The 17,964-nt window shown below is 41.8% G+C and carries 17 protein-coding genes; 15 read left to right on the top strand and 2 right to left on the bottom strand.

Annotated features, from left to right (window positions below):
• The first annotated feature begins 548 nt into the window (after nt 1-548).
• From AC04Q4_RS11070 to AC04Q4_RS11060, 3 genes are all read left to right on the top strand, one after another.
• The gene (locus AC04Q4_RS11070) at nt 549-1,247 is read left to right on the top strand and encodes a hypothetical protein (protein WP_195456120.1); all 699 of its coding nucleotides are present in this window, start codon (nt 549-551) and stop codon (nt 1,245-1,247) included.
• Between the two features lie 201 nt (nt 1,248-1,448).
• Complete coding sequence (locus AC04Q4_RS11065) at nt 1,449-2,915, top strand: HEPN domain-containing protein (protein WP_195456121.1); 1,467 nt, start codon at nt 1,449-1,451, stop codon at nt 2,913-2,915.
• A 263-nt stretch (nt 2,916-3,178) separates the two neighbouring features.
• A complete protein-coding gene (locus tag AC04Q4_RS11060; protein ID WP_476388977.1) occupies nt 3,179-4,624 on the top strand; it encodes an ATP-binding protein in 1,446 nt (481 codons plus the stop codon).
• Between the two features lie 44 nt (nt 4,625-4,668).
• Here AC04Q4_RS11060 and AC04Q4_RS11055 read toward each other — a convergent pair whose 3' ends face one another.
• Both AC04Q4_RS11055 and AC04Q4_RS11050 read right to left on the bottom strand, forming a co-directional pair.
• Nucleotides 4,669-6,057, bottom strand: a complete 1,389-nt coding sequence (locus tag AC04Q4_RS11055) for an ATP-binding protein (protein WP_476388976.1) — start codon at nt 6,055-6,057, stop codon at nt 4,669-4,671.
• 1 nt (nt 6,058) lies between these two features.
• Nucleotides 6,059-6,772, bottom strand: a complete 714-nt coding sequence (locus AC04Q4_RS11050; RefSeq protein ID WP_118608968.1) for a response regulator transcription factor — start codon at nt 6,770-6,772, stop codon at nt 6,059-6,061.
• A 334-nt stretch (nt 6,773-7,106) separates the two neighbouring features.
• On the opposite strand from AC04Q4_RS11050, the gene AC04Q4_RS11045 reads away from it, so the two are divergent.
• From AC04Q4_RS11045 to AC04Q4_RS10990, 12 genes are all read left to right on the top strand, one after another.
• Nucleotides 7,107-8,036: an ABC transporter ATP-binding protein gene (locus AC04Q4_RS11045; RefSeq protein ID WP_195456124.1), complete on the top strand. Its 930-nt coding sequence runs from the start codon at nt 7,107-7,109 to the stop codon at nt 8,034-8,036.
• Nucleotide 8,037: 1 nt separating this feature from the next.
• Nucleotides 8,038-8,790, top strand: a complete 753-nt coding sequence (locus tag AC04Q4_RS11040; RefSeq protein WP_195456125.1) for an ABC transporter permease — start codon at nt 8,038-8,040, stop codon at nt 8,788-8,790.
• 3 nt (nt 8,791-8,793) lie between these two features.
• Nucleotides 8,794-9,528, top strand: coding sequence for an ABC transporter permease (locus tag AC04Q4_RS11035; RefSeq protein WP_195456127.1), 735 nt, complete (start codon nt 8,794-8,796; stop codon nt 9,526-9,528).
• A 306-nt stretch (nt 9,529-9,834) separates the two neighbouring features.
• Entirely contained in the window at nt 9,835-10,131 is a 297-nt protein-coding gene (locus AC04Q4_RS11030) for a hypothetical protein (protein ID WP_347708324.1), read from the top strand.
• Nucleotides 10,132-10,146: 15 nt separating this feature from the next.
• Nucleotides 10,147-10,689: a hypothetical protein gene (locus AC04Q4_RS11025; RefSeq protein WP_476388975.1), complete on the top strand. Its 543-nt coding sequence runs from the start codon at nt 10,147-10,149 to the stop codon at nt 10,687-10,689.
• Nucleotides 10,690-10,844: 155 nt separating this feature from the next.
• Entirely contained in the window at nt 10,845-11,540 is a 696-nt protein-coding gene (locus tag AC04Q4_RS11020) for a DUF6198 family protein (protein ID WP_195456129.1), read from the top strand.
• 339 nt (nt 11,541-11,879) lie between these two features.
• Nucleotides 11,880-12,668: an electron transfer flavoprotein subunit beta/FixA family protein gene (locus AC04Q4_RS11015; protein ID WP_476388974.1), complete on the top strand. Its 789-nt coding sequence runs from the start codon at nt 11,880-11,882 to the stop codon at nt 12,666-12,668.
• Nucleotides 12,669-12,681: 13 nt separating this feature from the next.
• On the top strand, nt 12,682-13,872 hold the full coding sequence (locus AC04Q4_RS11010) for an FAD-binding protein (RefSeq protein WP_476388973.1): 1,191 nt from the start codon (nt 12,682-12,684) through the stop codon (nt 13,870-13,872).
• Between the two features lie 3 nt (nt 13,873-13,875).
• Entirely contained in the window at nt 13,876-15,294 is a 1,419-nt protein-coding gene (locus AC04Q4_RS11005) for an FAD-binding oxidoreductase (RefSeq protein ID WP_021976221.1), read from the top strand.
• Nucleotides 15,295-15,312: 18 nt separating this feature from the next.
• On the top strand, nt 15,313-16,482 hold the full coding sequence (locus AC04Q4_RS11000) for a YkvI family membrane protein (protein ID WP_476388972.1): 1,170 nt from the start codon (nt 15,313-15,315) through the stop codon (nt 16,480-16,482).
• Nucleotides 16,483-16,652: 170 nt separating this feature from the next.
• Nucleotides 16,653-17,177 carry a sigma-70 family RNA polymerase sigma factor gene (locus AC04Q4_RS10995; protein WP_476388971.1) on the top strand — a complete coding sequence of 175 codons (525 nt, stop codon included), beginning with the start codon at nt 16,653-16,655 and terminating at the stop codon, nt 17,175-17,177.
• Nucleotides 17,161-17,913 carry a zf-HC2 domain-containing protein gene (locus AC04Q4_RS10990; RefSeq protein ID WP_476388970.1) on the top strand — a complete coding sequence of 251 codons (753 nt, stop codon included), beginning with the start codon at nt 17,161-17,163 and terminating at the stop codon, nt 17,911-17,913. Before AC04Q4_RS10995 ends, AC04Q4_RS10990 begins: the two co-directional genes overlap by 17 nt.
• Nucleotides 17,914-17,964 lie beyond the last annotated feature (51 nt).

Below are 17,964 nucleotides of genomic sequence, written 5' to 3'. Positions count from 1 at the left end.
AATATAAAGTTGGTAGAGAAGTATCTAGTATCTACAGAAGAAAATCGGTTTGAGTATTCTCCGGTGCCAAAACGGTGCCAAGAAATCAGGCAAATCAAAATAGGTGGTGCAATTCAGCCGTTTTTCACTGTATTTTGGAGAGAAAACCATAAAAAATATGAGGTAAAACGGGATTAAAGTATCGTGAAGGTGGACGTACTGTAGGATCAGGACGTGTTGCTACAATCATCGAGTAATACAATCTGAATATAGATTTGTTATCGTAAGATAACGTTGTGTCCAAACGTAAGATACCCGTAGAACTTCGGTTCTACGGGTTTTTCTGTTGGAAGGATAAATATTTTTCGCAAATCCAATAATAGAGAGAGTAGATTTACCTATGAAGCAGAAATGTGATTAAGGATTATGTCAGATTATACGTTTTAATGACATTATCTCAAGTTTCATGTCCTGCATTTGTCAAGGTATTTTGATTCCTATCATTTACATAAAGCTTTCTTTTACGAAAAGACAGATGATATAATGAAGATTGTTGAGGGAGAGAAAATATGAAAAAGCTAGAGGTTAGAGGTGGCGGAAGAGATGATTATATGGTGAAAAGACCACAGGAAAATATTCTGATATATTTTGGAAAAATGTATCGAAAGGTTTTTATTGTTGGAGTAGTAGCCATATTATATTGCGTGATATATTTAATATTCAAATGCAGCTCAATAATTAGTGCTTTCAATGTTGTAAATTGGTTGTGGGATGTGGGAGAATTTCTTTTTAATATAGCTATTTCTTTAATTGCTGCAGAAATATTTTTTATTTTTCAGGTTATCATACCAGAGTATAAAAAGGCTCCAGCAGTGAATGAGGCACTATGCCAGGAACTTTACCGATATGTTATAACACCATGTTTTAAACTAAGGGAAAATTATAATAATGATTTGGCTAAGGATTATGAGATAAAAGAAGAAATAATAAATTCTATTCAAAAAATTTTAGTTGTATATACAATTCAAGTTGACTTGTTTGATACATTAATGAATTTAAAAGGCTGTGGATATTTGGAAAGAGCAGCAATAGAAAATACAGAGGATTACATTATTGAATATCATAGAACAGGAAAGGAACTGTTAGAAGAATTTGATTCATATTGCATGATAATTTCTCAATATTGTAGAGAGCATCAGGAATGGATACGTGTTAGTTCAATAGAGTATAAAAAATTGATCAGTAGAAGAGTTGGGCGTAAAAAATGAAGAATAAAAAGATGATTATTAAGAAGACCCTCGGAACCGTAAGATTTCCGGGGTTTTTCTGTTCTATAAAATATGCTAAAATAAAAAAGTATATTTAAAAATCTAGGTAAAGAAGAGAATATTTATAATGTTTAATATTGTTTGGAGAGAATGCTGTTAAATATATTTGGTGCTAGAGAGTTTATATAACAGAGGGGTAATATGAGTATAAAATCAAAAACTGGCTTTTCAGGAAAGCTTCTTTATATAAATAAAGTAGAAATGGATAGTAGGGCAGAAATAAGTATTAATAAATTTTATCAAGGTATGATTACGCTTTACAGAGTTTCAAGAGATATTGTAAATTTGGTGAGAGAAGAAATAAACCAATATTTGGTAATTGAATTAGAAGAAGGAGAAATGATAACGGCAGTTGGATTGAATTTCAAATCAGCGTCAGGAGGAATGGATAATTGTTTTAAACTTGAACTGCAGGCAGATATATTGTTTAAGGGTGAAAGGGCTTATACAAATACATCTAAATTTCAAGAGATTCGCTTTGAAATAACGGAGGGAAATGAGTTAATTGGTTTATGCCCGTATGACATGAATAAAAATTATATGGATATTTTATTTTATCATAAAATTGATATACCAATTAATATAGAAAATAAAGTTGTGCAGTTAGAAAACGGGGAATTAACATTTTGTGTTTATCCGAGATATCAATATAGAAAAGAATCTTTTTCCATTGGATTTGCACATTATATTATATGGAAGTTTAATTCAGCTATAGATATGGAGGAGATAAAAAGAAATTTATATATAATAGTGGACTTTTTTTCGGTATTGGCAGGAGAAAATGTTACTGTTAATTCTTTAAATTGTACTGAAAGTAATAAAATGGTAGAAGTTATAGGAATTTGTAATTTTCCGAAAGAAAAGCTAAATGTATTGAAAAATGATACGATGGATTCTATATCTTTTAAAAGGAGTAGTTTATATAAGATAACAGATTTTCAAAATTTAGAGCAAGCAATGAAGTATTGGTTCTCTAATTATAGAAAAATATATAATGCACAGCAAGCGTATGGAAGAATTCTACTTGATGAAGATGTGAAAATTGTAACAATAAACAAATTTTTAGCTGCAATGCAATTGATTGAAGGGTATACTCAGGCATATACAGACGAGGAAAAAGAAATTAAAGAATTTGAAGAAAAGAAGAAAGAATTAATGAGTAAACTTGAAAATGAAGACGAAAAAGAATTGGTTGAAAAGGGGCTGGGATATTCAGGTATATCATTTAGAAAAGCGGTGAAAGATTATTTATATAGAGGTTGCAATTGTTTTATAGAAATATCTAAAACTAAATTTGTAGGGGAAAAGGAAAAACTTATAAATGATATTGTGAATGATAGGAATTTTTATACTCATTCTTCTAATAGAGTACCGGTGACAATGAAATTTGATGATTTATTGAATGTTGCCAGTCTGTGTAAGGAATTGTATAGAATCATAAGCTTAAGGGATATGGGACTCGATACAGAGAAAATTAAACAAAGATCACAAACTAATAGGATGTGTTCTTGGTTGATGAAAAGTATAATGAAAGTTGAGATTGAAAAAGATACTTTACAATGCGGAGAGTTTGATAATGCGATGCGTCTTTTTTCAGAAAGTAAATAGCATGAGAACAGGAAAAGAACTATGTGCATACCATACAATACATTAGTCTGGTTTTGCAAGGCAGGGGAAGTAGTATTATGAAATCCTAGTAGATAAAAAAAATTTGGCATGGATATATTATGCAATTCGAAAATAAATGCAGATAAGTATATAATAGGAACTTAAATGATTTGAGTTCCTATTTTAGTTTCTTGAATAATATTTGAGTTCCTTGAATAAACTTAAATATAATGTTAGAATATGAAAAAAATGGAGGAACTAAAATGACAAACGAAGAATTAATTGAAAAATTAGAATTGATTCAGAAATTTAAGTGTGAAACTCCTACATTAGAGATAAAAAGTGCAGAACAAGGGTGCCCCAAACATTTGTATGATTCATTGTCTAGTTTTTCCAATCAGGATGATGGAGGAATTATTATTTTTGGTGTGGATGAAAAGCAAAATTTTAAAGAAGTGGGAGTATATGATCCGCAAGATATCCAGAAGAAAATAAATGAGCAATGTTTGCAGATGGAACCAGTTGTTAGACCACAGCTTACAGTTGCAGAAAAAAATGGAAAATATTTTGTTTCTGCTGAAATACCTGGTACAGATATTTCAGATAGACCGGTTTTTTATCGTGGAAGGGGAAGAGTAAAGGGCTCGTTTATACGTGTAGGAGACAGTGACGAGCCTATGACAGAATATGAAGTATATAGTTATGAGGCTTATAGAAAAAAATATCAGGATGATATAAGGGTAATTGAGAGGGCTTCATTTGCTTCATTGGATCAGGTGCTATTAGCAGAATATATTGGATTATTGAAGAAAGGAAAAGCACGCTTGGCAGTTATACCAGACAATGAGATTTATGAGTTGATGAGTATAAAACGGAATGATGGGATTACATTAAGTTCTGTAATGAATTTCAGCCCATATCCCCAAGCTTATTTTCCTCAATTATGTATTATTGCAACAGTTATTCCAGGAAAAGAGATGGGAGAAATCGGTGAGCAAGGAGAGAGATTTTTAGATAATCAAAGAATAGAAGGAAATATATCGGACATGCTTGAGGGAGCAATGAAGTTTGTAAGTAGAAATATGCGAATGAAGACCATTATTAATCCTTTGACAGGAAAACGTGAGGATCGAACGGACTACCCAATTACAGCAATTAGAGAAGCAATATTAAATGCTTTAGTACACCGTGATTATAGTATTCATACAGAGGGCATGCCGATACAATTAATAATGTATGAGGATAGAATTGAAATCAAAAATCCAGGTGGATTGTATGGAAGAATACGAATTGATCAGTTGGGAAAAGTGCAACCAGATACCAGAAATCCAGTAATTGCCACGGAATTAGAGGTGATGAAAATTACAGAAAATCGATATTCTGGAATTCCAACAATTCGCAGAACGATGCAGGAGTACAATTTACCACAACCTGAATTTTTAGATGAAAGAGGTTGTTTTATTGTAAAACTGTATAAATATGGAGAAGAAAAAAATATTCCTGAATCAGTAGAAAATAGGGAATTAATTCTTTTTTGTAAAACGCCGCGAACAAGAAAAGAAATATGTAATTATTTAGGTTTAAGTTCTGTTACTTATGCAATTCAAACGCATATAATGCCTTTAGTTGATAAAGGAATAATAAAAATGAGTATACCAGATAAACCTAAAAGTCCTAAGCAGCTGTTTTATACGGAGCTGTTTGATTGAAAAATATATAGAAATAATGTTGGTATTGGTGGCGGCAACGGATGTTATTCCACCGGCAGCCACACAACCGCTTTCGCACCAGCAGGGACATTCTGGCAGAAGAGGGTCTTTCCACCGTGGGCTGTGGCAATCTGTTCTACGACGTGGAGCCCCAGAATGTGCGGTGTATTATCGGGTGTTTCGTCAGAATGAAGAGTTGCGAGAACTTCCGGAGGATAGCCTTTTCCGTTATCTGTTACTGTCAGGCGGAAAAGATTCTCTGCTATTTCTATCTCTGTGTGAACAGAAATTTCCACAAGACCAGAAATTTCTATAAGATCAGTATTATGCCGGATGCTGTTATTCAGAAGATTTTCCAGCAGGCGACTGAGAAGGGCGCGGTCTGCGGAAAGTTGTGCGTGTTCAGCAGCATCGGACTGTACCAGAGAAATTTCGCAGTTTTCAGCCAGAGGGGTGTCATAAAACTGTGCGATCAGATTACGGAATAATGGACCGGCAGCAAAAGCTTCTTTTCTGAGAGGCTGTGCGCCGTATTCCAGCTTGCTGGTCAGGTTCAGATCATCAATCAGGCTGCGTAATTTTTCGCACTGGGTGCGGATATCGGCAGCTTTCTGACGGGCGGCATCAGGGAGCGCAACATCATGCTCCAGCTGTTCTCCACATCCAAGGATCAGGGCCAGAGGTGTGCGGACATCGTGACTGACACCTGCGATCCACTGTGTTCTTGTATTGTCACGTCTTGTAAGCATTTCATTTCTTTTTTGCAGCTGCGCACTGGTCTGGTTTAATTTTTCAGCCAGTTCTCCGGTGAAGCCGTTCGTTGGCAGTTGTACTGTCTGTCCTTCTGCAAGGGAATCTAATCCCGTTGCCACAATTTTCAAGCGTTTTGTCCCGCGCCATCCAAGCCAGAGACAGAAGATCAGTCCCAAAAGCAGCAAGCTCAGAAACATCATAGGAACGTTATGGACTATATCGCGTAGGACTTCCGGAGAATTATAAAGACTGTATTTCCAGAGACTTCCTTTTGGAAGACCGATCACAAACAGTCCATAACTTTCCTTCCAGCAGAATACGGGATAATCATCCAGGTACCAGCGGGCGAAACTTGCAATATCACCGGAAGTATAGTGGTGGTTTAATTTGTCAGGCAGCAGATAATTCCATTTCACATAACCATAATCATCAATTACCATAGCCCAGGAGTAACCATCCATCCACTCTTGAGGAGTATGAGCAGAACCAAAGCTAAGCCCGTTCTTGTTTTCCGCCATGGAATCAGCGATTTTGCTGGCGGTATATTCCTGTTGTGGCAGACGGCTACCTTCCCGCCAGCTGATCCAGACGATCATCCCGATTCCAAGAAATAAAAACAGTAGAACAACAGCTATAGCAGTCAGTACATAGCGCCGGATCAGGCGGATAAAAGTTTTCATGTCAGACCTCCTTTGCCAGTTTGTAGCCAATGCCCCGTACTGTGATGAGATAATGAGGCTGGCTGGGGTTTTCTTCCAGCTTCTGGCGCAGGTGTCGGATATGTACGCCAAGGCTGTTTTCATAGCCATAATAATCGGCGCCCCAGACAGCGGAGCAAAGCGCGTCGTAAGTTACAATATGGCCGCGGTTTTCTGTCAGTTTACGCAGCAGAGAAAGCTCCGTGGCGGTCAACGCAGTGCGGCTTCCGTCCGGTAAAAAAACAAGAGCATCATTGAGATTTACACTTCGGTCGCCAAGTTTCAGCGTTATCATTTGGGCGGAAGAGAGTTCTGTGCGGTAAGAACGCTGAAGAATATGCTGGACACGAAGGAGGAGCTCCTGTATCAGAAATGGTTTGGTAAGGTAATCGTCTGCACCCAGACCAAGTCCGAATAAACGGTCTGCGTCTGCATCACGGGCGGAAAGAAATAATGCCGGAGTATCAGCTTTAGCCCGCAAAGTTCGAAATAAGGAAAAGCCATCGCCGTCCGGCAGGTTGATATCCAGGATCATCAGCTGAGGCTGTTCATTCAGGAAAGCAGCTTTTGCGGTTGCACAATTTGTGGCAGTTTGGATATGCTGGTAGCCTGCGCCGGATAGCTGTTCACAGAGCAGATGGAGAAGGTCTTGGTTGTCATCTACGATTAAAATTTGAGTTTCATATATAGTGTTCATTGTTGTGGTCCTCGTCTTTCCTGGTGGAATAAAATGCAAGTTAAAGAAAAACTGCGTATTGGCAAGCGGATATACCAGGAGGAGTACAAAATCTTCCTGATAAGCTCAAAATGGTTGTCTGATAAGAACTATGTAGTGAATGTAGATTGAGAATATCCAGTCATGTTGCTTTAATATGTACTGGTTTTACTATAACATACTTTATGATTAATACTATCTATCCCACAAAAACTTAAGCCAAATTTAAGCTAAGCAACAACTGAGATTAAGGCAACAGATATAAACTAAATTCATTCCAAAAAACAAAAACAATCAAAAAACAGGAGTGAACATTATGAAATCTGTTATTGAAACTCACAATCTCTGTAAAAGTTACAATGGCCGAATAGTCGTAGACCATCTGAATCTCTCCGTTTCACAGGGCTGTGTGTATGGCTTTCTGGGACCGAACGGTGCAGGGAAATCTACCACTATGAAGATGCTTCTTGGTCTGGCGCATCCTACCAGTGGAAGCGTTCAGTTGCTTGGAAAAACCATGGATCAGGAAAATCGTATAACATTATTGAAACAGACAGGAAGCCTGATCGAGTCTCCATCCGGATATCTACATCTCACAGCACGGGAAAATCTCTCTATTATTGCAGACCTGAAAGGAATCACCCACAAAGACATTGACCGGGTATTGGAAGTGGTTGATCTGACTTCTGATGCAAACCGGAAAGTCGGTCAGTATTCTCTTGGCATGAAACAGCGTCTTGGTATTGCAATGGCACTACTTGGAAAGCCAAAACTTCTGATCCTGGATGAACCAACCAACGGTCTTGATCCGGCAGGAATTCAGGAAATGCGAAGTCTGATTGCTTCCATGTCGGAGAGAACGGGAGCGACTGTCATGATCTCCAGTCATCTATTGGGGGAGATCGAGCAGATGGTCACACAGATCGGAATCTTAAATCATCATGGAAAAATGCTCTTTGAAGGCTCTCTGAAGGAACTTCAGAAGCACAGCCGGGGTGGTATTCTGCTTCGTGTTCTTGACGTCCAAAGAAGCATCACTATTTTGCAGAAGCAGGGAATCAAGGCAGTTACAGCAGAGCACCAGCCAGACGTTTTACAACTGCCACCTCTTTCTGACCAGGTTCTGGCAGCCCTTGTCAGCGTTCTGGCGCAAAGTGGCGCGGGAGTTGTGGGAGTAACTTCCCAGACAAAAAATCTGGAGGAAATTTTCCTCAGTCTGACGCAGGATCGTGGGGAGGTGGCGTGACATGACCAAAGCATTTCAGGTAGAACTTAAGAAAGCCCGCCACAGGCACGACCTTCTGCTTTGTCTGTTGGTGCCGGTGCTTATGATAATCTGGGTAGGCGGCCTGTCACCGTCCAGTCCGGAGGAACTGGCTAATGGATACAGCGCATTATTTTACAGCGTTCCTGTTATCAATACGATCATTTTGCCCGTCATGATGTCATTGCTGTCCAGCCGGTTGTGGGATATGGAGGTTAAGGGAAATACCACGAAACTGCTTTATACGCTGCAAAGCCGCAGAAGTTTATTTATGGGGAAAGCATTGTTCGGAATCCTGGAGATTCTGTTGATAACAACTCTGGAAATGGGAAGCGTAGTTTTTCTTGGAAAAATCCATGGATATACGGAAGTATTTCCTGTAGACCAGTTTCTTTATATGACAGTGTGTATCCTGGCAGTGAACCTGATGCTTTTTTTCTTGGAATTTCTTCTTATGTTAATATCTGGGAATCCGGTGCTGGCGCTTTGCGTTGGAATTGTGGGCGCATTGGTGGGACTGTTTTCTGCATTTATGCCGCAGATTGTTAGTTACTTTGTGCCGTGGGGATATTTTGTTCCGCTGGGGGCTTACGAAGTGGCAAACTGGGATAAAATTACTCATATGGTTACTTATGGTACACGGCCATTTAACTGGGGCCTGCTGATCTTTACCGTTGTGCTGGGAGCCGTGTTGTTTTATGTGGCATGGCGAAAAGTGCAGAAACAGGAGGTGTAGAAGATGTTAAAACGATGCATTGCAGCAGAAAACCGGAAACTTCACGCGTCCCCGATCTGGGCGATGTTTTTTCTCCTGCCGGTGATCTCTGCCGGATATGGAACTTTCAATTATTTGCAGAATCTGGAAATCCTCAAGGACGGATGGTACAGTCTGTGGACACAGCATACGTTGTTTTATTCCATGTTTTTCTTTCCAGCCATGGTTGCGGCCTATGCAGCATATCTGTGGCGGCTGGAACATCTTGGGCATAATTGGAATCTGATCATGGCAAGTCCGGTAAAGCCGCTGGACCTGTTCATAGCGAAATTTGCGGTGGTGGCAAAACTGGCTCTGCTTACACATATATTTGTATTTGTGCTGTATGTATTTTGTGGAAAAATCTTCGCACATCTGTCAGGCTGGCCATCAATGAGACTGCCATTTTTTCTTCTGAGAGGAGCTGTGGGAGCGCTGGCTGTTATTGCTGCACAGTTGGTTCTTGCTATGATGATCCGAAGCTTCGCAGTGCCGATCTTTCTGGGATTGGTGGGAGGTGTTACCGGCATGTTTGCAGGATCGAAAGGTTTTGCACTGGCCTGGCCGTATTGTCTGATGCAGGCTGGGATGAATGCGAATAAAAAAGAGGATGTGCTAAGCGACGGTTATGGACTGTTTGTTCTGAGCTGTGTTTTGTGGCTGATGGTGTTGTTTGTACTGGCCGGGTGGATCTTGAAGAAGAAGGATGTACGGGCGTGAGGATGTGCGTCAGGATTGCAAAAAGTCTCGAGATTATAAAAATTTCGGGGCTTTTTGTTTTTTCTGATGCACCGGCTATGCAACCATGTTACAATTATAGAAATCTGGGAAATTAACCGAACTAGGAAGGGTTACTGCTACAATTGTGAAGAAATATAAGCAATGGCTTAGGCGTACATATTTTTTATATAAACTGCGGAAAAGTTATTCGGTTATGAGCAAGCAGCGAATGCGGATGATTTTATCCGCTTATTGGAAAAATATGTTAAAAGAGTTATTAACAGATATAAAGAAAGCAGGTGAACCATGAACACAAAAGCAAAGAAAATCCTGAAAGTGATCGTCATTATCATTCTTGCGATCGTGCTGATCCTGGCGGTGTACATTATCTATCTTTATGCCAGCTACCACCGCATCGAGGACAACCAGGAACTGCAGGTTGAGACAATTTCAGACAACACATCATTAGGTGATGCCATTACAACCGGGGAAAAATACTCCGCACTTACATATAATATCGGTTTTGGTGCCTATACCCCGGATTTCAGCTTCTTTATATGGATGGCGAAAAATCCTCCTGGGCGAAAAGCAAGGACAGTGTAAAGGAAACGATCAAGGGTGCCGGTGGATAACGGAAAAGAACTGGTGATCTTTGAACTGCATATGTCTGCTTACGGAAACAGCGATGCTATCCGGGAAGGCCAGATCCGGATGCTCAGTGAAGATATGCAGAAAGAGTATGAGGCTGGGAATTATGTGATCTGCGGTGGGGATTTCAACCATGATCTGAAGGCTGCGGATACGCAATCTGCAGAATCGAAAGAATCAGATGAAGCCAACGAAAGCAGCGATACGCAGGCAGATACTGACGATTCAGAGGAAGCAGAACCTGAATCCTGGGCCTACCCATTTCCGCGGCCAGAACTCCCGGAGCATTTTTCCTTCTGTCTGGATCAGCTGTCCGAAGATGAAAAAAAAGATCTCTGGAACAGTGCCCGCAACGCAGATATGGAATATGTACCCGGTGAGACGTATACCGTGACGCTGGACGGATTTATTATTTCAGATAATGTGGAATGTACAAAATATGAAAATGTAAATACCGGATATTCCTATTCCGATCACGATCCTGTATACATGGAATTTTATCTGAAGAAATAAAAAATATTTTTTATGCAAAATAATATATGAGCCGGTGGCGAATGTAGATATTTTATCCGCATTTGTTGCCGGCTCATTGACTTTCCTGAAAAAAGTCTTAAATTATATGAGAAAAATAATCAAATATTTCACATAAAGAATGGAGGCTTTTTAAAATGTCTGGAGCAGCGGAGGACAGTCATTTACAAAGTAACAGAAAATTACCGGTGATCAGAGGAGAACTGGCGCTGGTAATCGTGATCCTGATCAACAGCCTGGGAGTAGTGCTTATGCTTTATTCCGGGTCGGGCATTTCAGCGATATCAAGTGTGCCTTATGCTTTTTCGGAAGTATTTCCACATGTTACACTTGGAACCTGGACGTATATTTTTCAGGGACTTCTGATCTTATCACTGATGATCACGCGGAAAAAATTTGTGGTACCATATTTGTTCAGTTTTGTTGTGGGATTTGCATTCAGCGAGATGCTGGATCTCTATGAATCGGAGATCAATATACTGCCGACGGCAATGGGATTCAGAGTGCTTTATTTTGTGATCAGCTATCTTCTGATCTGTTTTGGAATTGCTCTTTCCAACCGGTGCGGTCTGCCGATCATCCCAACCGATCTGTTTCCGAGAGAACTCTCGGATATCACGAAATTCAAATATTCCCAAATTAAGGTCAGCTTTGATGTTACCTGTCTTGCAGTAACCGGACTTATGACAGGCATTATCTTTGGTCATCTGGACGGACTTGGGATCGGTACGATCCTTGCGGCTTTTACTATGGGAAAAGTGATCGGATTAATAGGGGATGAGCTGGATCGTCATGTGAGATTTGTATCTTTTCTGACAAAGAAAACAGCCTGATAAGCGGGATGCTTATGTTAATAGAAAAATAAAACCGAAAAAAAGTCTGAACTTCAGCTTACGTAAAAGAAACGTAAGATGGAATTCAGACTTTTTTTATATATAAGTATCTCATTATTGAGCGCAAATAAACACCCATTTCAGATATTCCAATGTTTTATGGCCCAAAATCCGCTGGATTTAGCTATATCCGCCCACAAAATTGCTCGAATTATATATTTTTTTGTGAAAATCACCAAAACCCTCTCGACTTCACACTACGTTAATGCTATACTTATATAGTTGTTTAAAACTTTAAAGTGAAAAATAAAAGTGAAAATACAGGAAAGAAGATAGAAAATGAAGATCGTTGTATGTATGAAACAGGTACCGGCAACTTCCAAGGTTGATATCGATCCGGAAACAGGTGCCATGAAACGAATGTCCGGTGAAACAAGGACCAATCCATATGATCTGTTTGCACTGGAAACAGCTCTTGCGATCCGGGAAAAAACAGGCGGAACTGTAACAGTTCTGACCATGGGACCATCTCAGGCAGAAGAGATGATCCGGGATGCCTATACTATGGGAGCTGATGAAGGTGTGATCCTTTCAGACCGAAAATTTGCGGGAGCGGATGTTCTGGCAACCTCCTATGCACTGGCACAGGGAATCCAGGTGATCGGCGGTGCAGATCTGATCATTTGCGGAAGACAGACCACAGATGGAGATACAGCTCAGGTTGGACCGGCCATTGCAGAGCATCTGACCATTCCACATGCTGCATGGGTAGCAGAGATCATGGATGTCAATGAAAAAAGCATTCAGGTCCGTCAGGATCTTGTAAGTGTTTCCCAGGTTTCCGAGATCCCGTATCCATGTCTTTTAACCATTGACAAGGATACCTGCGTGCCACGTCTGCCGTCCTACTTATTAAAGAGAGCAACTGCAGACCGTCCGGTACGGATCTTAAGCTTTGAAGATATGCCGGATCAGGATCTGAGCCGTTACGGTCTGATCGGTTCCCCCACCTCTGTGGAAAAAATGTTTGCACCGGAGGAAAGCGAAAAACAGGTTTATCTGGAAGGAACTGCAAAGGAAAAAGCAGATAAGCTTGTTGCTCTCCTGACCGGAAAGAAGATCATATAGGGGGAAGCGGAACATGGAATTTTTAAAATTTGATATAAACAAATGCGTACTCTGCGGAGTATGCGTGGAGAAATGTCCTTTTGGGGCCCTCACCATAGAGGGAAATGGAATTGTTGTAGGCGATGCCTGTCGTATGTGTGGGCTTTGCGTTCGTAACTGCCCGGAGAAAGCCATCCGGTTTGAGCAGAAGGCAAAATCCTTTGACAAGGATAAATGGAAAAACTTTCTTATCTATGTGGAGCAGGAGAGAGGTGAGATCCATCCGGTTACCTTTGAGCTGATCGGGGAAGCCAGAAAGATGGCTGTCAAAGTCAGTTATCAGGTTAACTGTGTGATCGTCGGAGGCAGAGGAACAAAGGAAAATGCGGAAAAGCTACTTCCATATGGCGTGGACAATGTGTACGTATATGAGCATGAAGGTTTTGAGGGCTTCCGTGCAGACTGCTACACAGACGCAGTTGCAGACTGTATCGCAGCAAACAAGCCAAGCTCTGTGCTGATCGGAGCTACTGCGCTGGGACGTTCCCTTGCGCCGAGGCTTTCCACCAGATTCCATACGGGACTGACTGCAGACTGTACCACACTGGATATCCGTTCCAACACCGATATGATCCAGATCAGACCGGCTTTTGGCGGAAACATCATGGCTCAGATCGGAATCACCAAATCACGGCCACAGTTTGCCACTGTCCGTTATAAGGTTATGGACAAGGCAGAAAAGGTAAAAAATCCTCACGGTCAGGTGGTCGTATGTCCGGTAAATGAAAAAATGGCAGATTCCAGGATCAAAATTCTTTCATCAAGGGTTATTGATAAGGTAAAGAGCCTGGAGGAAGAGGATGTTCTGGTAGTAGCAGGCCGTGGTGTCCGGAATGAAAAGGATGTGGAAATGTGCCGGGAACTGGCAGAGGTTCTTGGCGGACAGCTTGCCTTCACCCGTCCTATGGTAGAAAACGGATTCGGAGATGTTGCACATCAGATCGGACTTTCAGGAAGAACTGTCCGTCCGAAGCTGATCATCACCTGCGGCGTATCCGGTGCCATCCAGTTTACCTCCTGCATGACAGGATCTGACTGTATCGTAGCGATCAACAATGATCCGGAAGCACAGATCTTTAATGTTGCAGATTACTGCATTGTGGACGATCTGTACCAGGTCGTACCGGAGCTGACAGAGCTGATAAAGAATCGGAAGGAGGATTAAGTCATGGCATATCCCTATAAAAAAATGACTTCAGAAGATTTTGACTACATCCGTTCTGTGACTGCTTCAGATCGTGTATGGGTCGGCGATGAGATCGCAAAAGAATATTATCGTGATGAGATGCCGGAGTACGGAGTTTTTCCTCCGGAGCTTTATGTGGAGGTTTTAAATAAAGAAGAGATTTCTGCCATCATGGCTTACGCATATAAAGAAAATATCCCGGTGGTATGCCGTGGCGCAGGAACCGGACTTGCAGGTGGAGCAACCTGTAAATATGGCGGTATCATGCTGTCTGTGATGCGCATGAACAAGATCTTTCCGATCGACAGAAAGAACCAGACCATCACAGCTGAGCCGGGAGCACTGCTCATTGATATCCAGGCGGCAGCAGCGGCAGGCGGACTTTTTTACCCGCCTGATCCAGGGGAAAAAACAGCTTCCATCGGCGGTAATGTTATCACAAATGCCGGAGGTATGAAGGCGGTACGATATGGACTGACCAGAGATTTTGTCCGCTGTATCGAGGCAGTTATGCCGGATGGTTCCATCATGAATTTTTCATCCAACGTTGTGAAGAACACAACAGGATATGATGTAAAAGATCTGGTGATCGGTTCGGAGGGGACCTTATGTATTCTGACTCAGGTAACACTGAAGCTTCTTCCTGCACCGACCTGCACCTGCACCCTTGTAATGCCGTTCAGGAGTCTTGAGGAATGTGCAGACATGGTCCCGAAGGTTCTGGAGCTGCCGTTTGTGCCAACAGCCATCGAGTTTCTGGAAAGAGAACTGATCGATATCGTAGAACGTAATCTGAACAAAATGTTCCCGGTAAAACAGGGCGAAGCAGTTCTGATCGTTATGTATGATGCTTCCAGCAAACAGGAGCTGGACAGTGCAGTAGAGGCAGCAGCAGAGGCGGCCCTTGCAAACGGAGCTCTGGACTGCTGTATTGCAGGAACGCCGGAACGTGCCGGAGCTGTATGGAGTGTCCGTGGCGGAATCCTGGAAGGTATGAAAGCAGATTCTGTAGCACAGGAAGAATGTGACGTAGTTGTTCCGCGTGCAAGAATCGCCGAGTATGTAAAAGCAGCCAAAAAGATCGCAAGTGCACATGGCATCCGTGTAGAGCCCTGCGGTCATTGCGGAGACGGAAACATCCACACAGAGATGCTCCGTGGACCGGAAATGAGCGATCAGGAGTGGAAGGAAGCCACTCACGCAAGTCTGGTAGAGCTTTATGCACTGTCCAAGGAACTGGGCGGACAGCTTTCCGGTGAGCATGGTATCGGAAACGGGCGTCTTGAATTCCTGGAAGAATTTGCGGGACCGAGAATGATCGCTCTTTATAAAGCCATCAAGCTGGCTTTTGATGACAAACTGATCCTGAATCCGGGAAAAGTCATCGAATATAATAAATAAAAAATGGGGGAAAGAGAGATGAGTCAGAATAAATCATTACAAAGCAAAATGCCTCTGGCCATGGGACTTGCGTTCGTAGCATTTACCACACAGTTCGGAGGCGGATTCGCATCAGGAGCGCAGATCTATCAGTACTTTATCAACTACGGTATCTGGTGTCTGATCCTGCCGGCAGTGACACAGGGATTGTATGCACTGTTTTTCTGGTATGGAATGCGCTATGCTTATAAACACAAAACCTACGATTACAGAAGCTTTTCCGACAGTCTTTACGGAAAAACGAAACCGGTTATGTCCAATCTCTATGAGATCTGTTACCTGATCATGATCGGAACTGCATCTGCAGCAGCCTTTGCAACCGGCGGTTCCACACTGCAGACATTGTTTGGGATACCATACTGGTTCTGTACACTGATCATTGCAGCATTTATCTTTGTGATCGCACTTTTCGGAACCAATGTTGTAAGAAAATGTGCTTCTACCTTAAGTGTGCTGATCATCATCGGTCTTGTACTGGTACTTGTTCCGAATATCATTGCACAGTGGGGAGATATCACAGCTTCCATCCATACTATGTCCTCCGGAGAAATGACTGTACTTTCCTCGGAGAGCGGAGCCTTTGGACCGGCTCTTTATTCAGCAGTCCTTTATTTCTTCTTCCAGCTGGCATCTGTTTCTGTTATGTACCAGCACATGGAGGATGTAACGGACGAAAAACAGATCAACAAAGCAGCGATCTGGATGTTTGTATGCAACTTCTGCGCAATGGAGCTTTCTATTCTGGGACTTCTTGCCATTGCATATGTAGGTGAGCTTGCATCTGCATCTGTACCGATGCTTGTACTTGTCCAGAACGGTGTAGGCGCCGGTATCCTGACACCGGTCATTTCTTTGCTGATCATCCTTGGAGCGATCTCCACGGCAGTAAATATGATCTCCGGTATTGTGACACGTTGTGTAAACGCAGTGGAGCGCCGTATGGACAGCCCGGCAAAAAAAGCTCAGGGACATCTTGGAAGAAACGCAGTTTTCACAGCGATTTTTACATTCCTGGCATTTGCTATTGCACAGTTTGGTTTGATGACAGTTGTCAAGAAGGGCTATGCATACCTTGGTTATGCGGCATTTATCACATTGTTTGTACCGTTTGTAGTACATGCGGTTGCGACAAAGGGAAAAGAAATCTGAGGCCGGGCAGTATAAAGCTTTATCAGAAGCTGAAAAAAGGGGATGTAAAAAAACTCAATCGAGTTTTTTTACATCCCCTTCGTTTACGATAAAAGAAATGCCGGAATAAAAATAACGGCAAAATTTTGAAAGATTTTCTGTAATGTTTTTAAAACAGGAGCGTCTTATAGATGAGAAGGGAGGAAAGAAGAAAACCGATGAACATAGAGGAACTTTACCGGACATATTTCGATATTGTATATCGGTATATTTGTTCTGTCTCACAGGATGGACCGCTGGCTGAGGAAGTGACTCAGGAGACGTTTTTTAAGGCACTGAAAAAAGCAGATCAGTTCCGTGGTGACTGTGATGTGCGGGTATGGCTCTGCCAGATCGCAAAGAATACGTTATACGACCATCTGAAAAAGCAGAAAAAGCAGCTTTCCGGAGATGAGCAGCTGGAAACAGCAGAAAGCCATGGAGGAGAAATTTTTGAAGAAAAACTGGCACAGCGAAGCCAGGCCATGGAGATCCATAAAGTTCTGCATGGTCTTTCGGAACCGTATAAAGAAGTTTTTTCCCTACGGACATTCGGAGAGCTTAAGTTTAGTGAGATTGGAATGCTTTTTGGAAAAAGTGAAAACTGGGCGAGGGTGACTTATTACCGCGCAAGAGTAAAGATCAGAGAGGAGCTGGAACATGAAGATCACATGTGACGTAATACAGGATCTGATGCCATCTTATATAGATGGGATTTTAAGCGAAGACAGCAAGGTACTGGTGGATGAACATATGAAAACCTGTCAGGAATGCAGAAAAATGTATGAGATCATGAAAGAGGAGCAGGGAAAAGAGCAGGACCGGATAAGATCATCTGTAGCCTCCATAACAGGAGGTGGAGCTGGTAGGACGGAAAATACTGAAAGTAATGCAAATACCGGAAGCATATCCGCACTGAAAAAAATCAGGAAAAAACTCCTGGTACGCAGAGTGCTGACAGCTGCAGTGGCAGTTATCCTGACACTCATCGCTGCGGCAGCAGGCTACGACCACTGGTATTTCAACGAAAAATACATGACCCTGGAAAATAGCGGAATGTACGTAAAAAATAACAGTTTGTATTCTTCCAATAATCTCATCAATCGAATGAAAGTACAGTACACAGAAGATGGAAAAACAGAGTTCGTCTACGCCATTGACGCGCCATATGCAGGAACTCTGGAACTGAAAGGCGATGACATGCTGCTTCAGGATTTTTCCAAAAAGACAGAGGAAGTATCACCGGAAGATGACAGCACGCCGGAGACTGTGAAAGAGGTATATTACATGAGCGCAGAGGCCGAAAAGAAGAGCCTGGAGTTGACAGAACTGGAAGCAAAAGGAGAACTGGAAGCGGCGGGGAAAATTACGGATGAGATGAAGCAGGAATCGAAGTTGCTCTGGGCAGAATAATAGGATAGAAAAATAGTATCATCTATGTTAGAATAAAATACAAATAAGACA

The sequence above is a fragment of the Blautia sp. HA8986 genome, from assembly GCF_056504635.1.
The sequence above is the reverse complement of the archived record's forward strand: the minus strand, read 5'-3'. Positions and strand labels throughout refer to the sequence as shown.